The sequence below is a fragment of the Kitasatospora sp. NPDC054795 genome (assembly GCF_053611565.1).
The window spans coordinates 49,384-55,383 of sequence record NZ_JBSHAP010000058.1; the positions used below are offsets into that span (position 1 = coordinate 49,384).

The 6,000-nt window shown below is 71.6% G+C and carries 6 protein-coding genes; 5 read left to right on the plus strand and 1 reads right to left on the minus strand.

The window, feature by feature from the left end:
* The first annotated feature begins 358 nt into the window (after nucleotides 1-358).
* From purS to ACWGJO_RS21615, 4 genes are all read left to right on the plus strand, one after another.
* The gene (gene purS, locus ACWGJO_RS21600) at nucleotides 359-613 is read left to right on the plus strand and encodes a phosphoribosylformylglycinamidine synthase subunit PurS (RefSeq protein WP_049654013.1); all 255 of its coding nucleotides are present in this window, start codon (nucleotides 359-361) and stop codon (nucleotides 611-613) included.
* Nucleotides 610-1,287 (plus strand): phosphoribosylformylglycinamidine synthase subunit PurQ, encoded by a 678-nt coding sequence (gene purQ / locus ACWGJO_RS21605; protein ID WP_359897716.1) that lies wholly within the window; start codon nucleotides 610-612, stop codon nucleotides 1,285-1,287. The genes purS and purQ overlap by 4 nt, the downstream gene beginning before the upstream one ends.
* Complete coding sequence (gene purL / locus ACWGJO_RS21610; protein WP_387726658.1) at nucleotides 1,287-3,542, plus strand: phosphoribosylformylglycinamidine synthase subunit PurL; 2,256 nt, start codon at nucleotides 1,287-1,289, stop codon at nucleotides 3,540-3,542. The genes purQ and purL overlap by 1 nt, the downstream gene beginning before the upstream one ends.
* 67 nt (nucleotides 3,543-3,609) lie before the next feature.
* Nucleotides 3,610-4,425: a sterol carrier family protein gene (locus tag ACWGJO_RS21615; protein WP_452185951.1), complete on the plus strand. Its 816-nt coding sequence runs from the start codon at nucleotides 3,610-3,612 to the stop codon at nucleotides 4,423-4,425.
* Nucleotides 4,426-4,460: 35 nt separating this feature from the next.
* On the opposite strand, the gene ACWGJO_RS21620 is transcribed toward ACWGJO_RS21615, so the two are convergent.
* Nucleotides 4,461-5,246 (minus strand): DUF3152 domain-containing protein, encoded by a 786-nt coding sequence (locus ACWGJO_RS21620; RefSeq protein ID WP_452185953.1) that lies wholly within the window; start codon nucleotides 5,244-5,246, stop codon nucleotides 4,461-4,463.
* A 219-nt stretch (nucleotides 5,247-5,465) separates the two neighbouring features.
* Between ACWGJO_RS21620 and ACWGJO_RS21625 the strand changes: the two genes are divergently transcribed.
* Nucleotides 5,466-5,885, plus strand: a complete 420-nt coding sequence (locus tag ACWGJO_RS21625; RefSeq protein WP_049659647.1) for a DUF3151 domain-containing protein — start codon at nucleotides 5,466-5,468, stop codon at nucleotides 5,883-5,885.
* The last annotated feature ends 115 nt before the right edge of the window (nucleotides 5,886-6,000 follow it).

The following is a 6,000-nucleotide window of genomic DNA, read 5'->3' on the forward strand; positions in this document are numbered from 1 at the left end:
ATACGCAGCACTTGCCGCGACAGGTGGCCCTATTCTGCACCCGAAGGGGGCAGAAATCGAAGAGTCCGGCATTCTTTTCCGGATATTCACGTCTCTTCGCGGGACTCCTGGATACCGATGTGCGGGACGGGCGGTTCTGTCCCCAAGTGCCGTATTCGGGTGTTCTCCGGGCGGGGCCGTTCCGAGTGCCGAATCCACGGAAACCGGTCGGCCCGGTCGGCGGGTGAGGGGTCCGGATCCCTTGTGGCGTAAGGGTCTCGGGTCTACGCGCGTCGCTATCCCCGGCCAGCAATCCTGCCCGAAACCACCGGTAGTCTGGAGTTCCCCCGCCTCACCGAAGACACCACCGGGAGTGCCAGTGGCACGCGTCGTAGTCGACGTCATGCTCAAGCCGGAGATCCTCGACCCCCAGGGACAGGCGGTGCAGCGTGCACTGCCCCGCCTCGGATTCACCGGGATCGCCGACGTCCGCCAGGGCAAGCGTTTCGAGCTGGATGTGGAGGGCCCGGTCGACGACGCGGCGCTCGCCCGTATCCGCGAAGCCGCCGAGACCTTTCTCGCCAACACCGTGATCGAGGACTTCACCGTCCGGGTCGAGGAGGAGGGCAAGTGACCACCCGCGTCGGCGTCGTCACTTTCCCCGGCTCCCTCGACGACCGCGACGCCCAGCGGGCGGTCCGCCTCGCCGGCGCCGAGCCGGTCGCCCTGTGGCACCGTGACAAGGATCTCCACCAGGTCGACGCCGTCGTCCTGCCCGGCGGATTCAGTTACGGCGACTATCTGCGCTGCGGTGCGATCTCCCGCTTCTCGCCGGTGATGGAGACCGTCATTGAGCAGGCGAAGCTCGGAATGCCGGTGCTCGGTATCTGCAACGGCTTCCAGGTGCTCTGCGAATCGCACCTGCTGCCCGGGGCGCTCACCCGGAACGACTCGCTGCACTTCATCTGCCGCGACCAGAAGCTGAGCATCGAGAACGCCGGCACCGCCTGGACCCGGGATTACTCGGTCGGCCAGGAAATCGTCGTCCCGCTGAAGAACGGCGAGGGCCGCTTCGTCGCCGAGGAGCGGGTGCTGGACGAACTGGAGGCGGAGGGCCGGGTCGTCGCCCGTTACCTGGACGTCAACCCGAACGGTTCGTACCGCGACATCGCCGGCATCACCAACGCCGCCGGCAATGTCGTCGGCCTGATGCCGCACCCGGAGCACGCCGTGGAGCCGCTCACCGGCCCGACCACCGAGGGCCTGGGCTTCTTCACTTCCGTCCTGAAGCAGCTGGTGAACGCCTGATGAGCCTCGACACCGTCAAGAACGCCGAGCAGACCCCGGACGCCGCCCAGCCCTGGGCCGAGCTCGGCCTCAAGGAGGACGAGTACGCGCGCATCCGGGAGATCCTCGGCCGCCGCCCGACCGGCGCCGAACTCGCCATGTACTCGGTCATGTGGTCGGAGCACTGTTCGTACAAGAGCAGCAAGGTCCACCTGAAGCAGTTCGGCGAGAAGAAGCCGGATTCGGACGCGATGCTCGTCGGCATCGGCGAGAACGCCGGCGTCGTCGACGTCGGCCAGGGGTACGCGGTCACCTTCAAGGTCGAGTCGCACAACCACCCGTCGTACATCGAGCCCTACCAGGGCGCGGCCACCGGCATCGGCGGCATCGTGCGCGACATCCTGGCGATGGGCGCCCGCCCGGTCGCCGTGATGGACCCGCTGCGCTTCGGTGCGGCCGACCACCCGGACACCCGGCGCGTGCTGCCCGGGATCGTCGCGGGCATCGGCGGCTACGGCAACTGCCTGGGCCTGCCGAACATCGGCGGCGAGGTCGTCTTCGACTCCTGCTACCAGGGCAACCCGCTGGTCAACGCGCTGTGCGTGGGCGTCATGAAGCACGAGGACATCCACCTCGCGCAGGCCTCCGGCGCCGGCAACAAGGTCATCCTGTACGGCGCCCGCACCGGCGGCGACGGCATCGGCGGTGTCTCGGTGCTCGCCTCCGAGACCTTCGACGACAGCAAGCCGGCCAAGCGCCCGGCCGTCCAGGTCGGCGACCCGTTCCAGGAGAAGCTCCTGATCGAGTGCACCCTGGAGATCTTCCGGGAGAAGCTCGTCAAGGGCATCCAGGACCTCGGCGGCGCCGGCCTGTCCTGCGCCACCAGCGAGCTGGCCTCGGCCGGCTCCGGCGGCATGCGGATCGAGCTCGATACCGTGCACCTGCGCGACCACACGCTCTCGCCGGAGGAGATCCTCATGAGCGAGTCGCAGGAGCGCATGTGCGCGATCGTGGAGCCCGACAAGGTCGACCGCTTCCTGGAGATCTGCGAGAAGTGGGACGTCATCGCCAACGTCATCGGTGAGGTGACCGACGGCGAGCGCCTGGAGATCTTCTGGCACGGCGAGCTCGTGGTGGACGTCCCGCCGCGCACCGTCGCCCACGAGGGCCCGACCTACGAGCGCCCGTACGCCCGCCCGAGCTGGCAGGACGCGCTGCAGGCCGACGCCCCGACCGCCGAGCGGCTGGCCCGCCCGACCACCGGCGAGGGCCTCAAGGCCGACCTGCTGAAGGTCGCGAGCCACCCGAACCAGGCCTCCAAGTCCTGGATCACCGACCAGTACGACCGCTACGTGCTCGGCAACACCGTGCTCTCGCACGGCGAGGACTCGGGCATGATCCGGATCGACGACGAGACCAACCTCGGCGTCTCGGTCGCCACCGACGGCAACGGCCGCTTCGCCAAGCTGGACCCGTACACCGGTGCCCAGCTGGCCCTGGCCGAGGCGTACCGCAACGTCGCGGCCGGCGGTGCCAAGCCGCTCGCCGTCTCCGACTGCCTCAACTTCGGCTCCCCCGAGGACCCGGACGTGATGTGGCAGTTCGCCGAGGCCACCCGCGGCCTGGCCGACGCCTGCCTGGTGCTCGGCACCCCGGTCACCGGCGGGAACGTCTCGCTGTACAACCAGACCGGCGAGGTCGCCATCCACCCGACCCCGGTGGTCGCGGTGCTCGGCGTCATCGACGACGTCACCCGGCGCACCCCGCTGGCCTTCGCCGAGGAGGGGCAGCTGCTCTACCTGCTCGGCGACACGGCGGACGAGCTCGGCGGCTCGGCCTGGTCGCAGGCCGTCCACGACCACCTCGGCGGCCTGCCGCCCGCGGTGGACCTGGAGCGCGAGCGGCTGCTCGGCGAGATCCTGATCGCCGCCTCGCGCGACGGCATGATCGACGCCGCGCACGACCTGTCCGACGGCGGTCTCGGCCAGGCGCTGGTGGAGAGCTGCCTCAAGGGCGGCCACGGCGCGCGGATCGTTCTGCCCGAGGGCCAGGACCCGTTCGTCCTGCTGTTCTCGGAGTCGGCCGGCCGCGCCGTCGTGGCGGTGCCGCGCAGCGAGGAGCTCCGGTTCAACGACATGTGCACCGCGCGCGGCCTGCCGGCCACCCGGATCGGTGTCGTGGACGGCGAAAGCCTGGACGTCCAGGGCCAGTTCAGCGTCTCGCTGGCCGAGCTGAAGGACGCCCGCACCGGTGTCATCGAGGCCCTGCTGGCCTGACGCGCGGTCGACGAGGGGCGGGTGGTTCTCTGGTGAACCACCCGCCCCTCGGCGTATGTTGACGCCCATGCCTGCCAAGTCCCGTACGTATCAGCCGCAGAAGGTGAGCGCCGCGTTGACGGCGCAGAGCGAGGCGGTGCGCGTGGTCGTGCACCAGCTGACGGAGTCCGATCTGGAACGGCCGACCCGGCTCGGCGCCTGGAGGGTGCGGGAGCTGGTGACCCACCTGAGCCTGGCGCTGAGCCAGCTGTCCGTCGTGCTGGACCTGCCGGAGGTGGACGGGCCGGTGCTCCCGCTGGCCGACTACGCGGCGCTGGCCGGGACGATGGCCGGCTTCGTCGACGCCGCGACCACGGAGCACACGGCGGCCGGGTTCGCCGGCCCGCCCAAGGAGGTGGCCGCCGAGTTCGACCGGTCGCTCGACGCTGTGCTGGCCGTGCTCGAACGCCGGGCCGCGGCGGAACCGGAGCGGCGGGTGACCTTCCTGAGCGGTCATCCGATGCTCCTGAGCGACTACCTGGTGACCCGGCTGATCGAGGCCGTGGTGCACGCCGACGACCTGGCCGACGCGCTCGGCCTGGGCGCCTTCCCGCACGACCGCGAGGCCCTCGCCACGGTCTCCCGGATGCTGGCCGACGCCCTCGCCGGGCAGGTGCCCGGCGGCGCCGTCGAGCTGCGCGTCCCGCCGTTCGCGGTCGTCCAGGCGGTGCCGGGGCCGAAGCACACCCGGGGCACCCCGCCCAACGTGGTGGAGACCGATCCGCTGACCTGGATCCGGCTGGCCACCGGCCGGGCCGACTGGGCGGCGGCGGTGGAGGCGGCCGAGGTGTCCGCCTCGGGGGAGCGCAGCGACCTGCGGGAGTACCTGCCGGTGCTCTGTTAGGACGGCTGCCAGGACCCGCCCCCGCCGCCGCGGTTCTACGGGACGGACGGCCCGCCCACGTACGTGCCCTGTGCCGAGTACGGCCAGGCGTTGGGCGTGCAGCCCTTGAGGCCGTAGATCTGCTGCATCATCGCGGGGGCGGGCTTGCCCTCGCCCGGGCAGCCCTCGTGCCCGTGGCCGATCCGGTGGCCCACCTCGTGGTTGACGATCAGCGCCCGGTACTCCTCCAGCGGTCCGCTGAACTGCGGTGAACCGGTGTTCCAGCGCTTGGAGTTGACGAGCACCTGGTTGCCGACGTTGCAGTTGACCTCGCCGTGGGTGTCCAGCCCGGAGGCGCCGCAGATCCGGTCCACGGTGGCCGGCGAGGCGATCTTCACGGCGAAGTCGTACGGGCCGTCGGCGACCAGCTGGAAGCCGTTCTTGCGGTCGTTGGTCCAGCCTCTTCTGTCGCCGAGGATGGCGTGGATCTGTGTGGCGGCGGTCGGGGCGTCGATGCCGATGCCGTCCTCGACCTCGACCCGGTAGCGGCGCACGTTGCCCCGTCCGACCGGCTTGGCGGTGGCCGGGGCGGCGGTGAAGGTGCCCGTGCCCTTGGTGGGGCCGGGGTCCGGCGCGGCGGGGGCGGGCGGCGGGGTGTCGGCCGGGGCGGGAGCCGGGGGCGGCGCCTGCTCCGCCGTCGGTGCCGCCGTGGTGGCCTGCTCGCCCGGCGGGGCGACCCTCGCCTGGGCGGTCGGGGCGGCGGCCGGGGTTCCCGCTGGGCGGTACAGCATGATCGCCGCGGCCCCCAGGACCACTGCGGAGACCACGAATGCCGTGAGCATGCCAGGACCGGGTCCGCGTCGCGGCTTGCGGCGTCGACGACCGCCCTTCCGGGGCGGTGCGGTGCGCCGGCCGACGGATCGGGCTGCGGACATGATCTTCACAGTGGCAGGCGAACGGGTGAATGTCCACACGCCTCGTATGTGACTTCGGCGTCGCGGGACGGGCGCCCGCCGGGGACGGCGGTTGACCCCTGCGTCTCGGGTGGCAGACTTCAGGGCATGGCGATTCACAGGAACCTACTCGACGGTCCCGAACCCACTCTCCTCCCGGAGGAGGAGCGGCCCTACCGGATGCTGGCGGAGGAGTCGGCCTCCCCCACCCAGGTGGCGGCCGAGTTCCCGGTCTTCTGCCTGGCCTGGGCCATGCTCGCCGACGACGCCTACGCGGCCGGCCGGTACGTCGAGTCGTACGCCTACGCCCGTACCGGCTACCACCGTGGCCTGGACGCGCTGCGGCGCAACGGGTGGAAGGGCCACGGCCCGGTGCCGTGGGAGCACCGCGGCAACCGCGGCTTCCTGCGCTGCCTGGCGGCGCTCGCCCGGGCGGCCGGCGCGATCAAGGAGACCGAGGAGGAGGCCCGCTGCTGGCAGTTCCTGAAGGACAGCAGCGCGGAGGCGTACGCGGAGCTCAAGCAGTAGACACCCCCGGACCGACGGGTGACCCCGCCGGTGAACACCCGGGGGACCCGGGCCGCACAGCAAGGGCCGGGCGCCGGGCACGCGCCGCCGGGGGCCCCCCCGGCGGGCGGGGGCA

Excerpts from the sequence above, each read along its gene's own strand:
- ACWGJO_RS21615 (WP_452185951.1), top strand. The coding sequence starts at position 3,610 with ATGCCTGCCAAGTCCCGTACGTATCAGCCGCAGAAGGTGAGCGCCGCG.
- purL (WP_387726658.1), top strand. The coding sequence starts at position 1,287 with ATGAGCCTCGACACCGTCAAGAACGCCGAGCAGACCCCGGACGCCGCC.
- ACWGJO_RS21625 (WP_049659647.1), top strand. The coding sequence starts at position 5,466 with ATGGCGATTCACAGGAACCTACTCGACGGTCCCGAACCCACTCTCCTC.
- ACWGJO_RS21620 (WP_452185953.1), bottom strand. The coding sequence starts at position 5,246 with ATGCTCACGGCATTCGTGGTCTCCGCAGTGGTCCTGGGGGCCGCGGCG.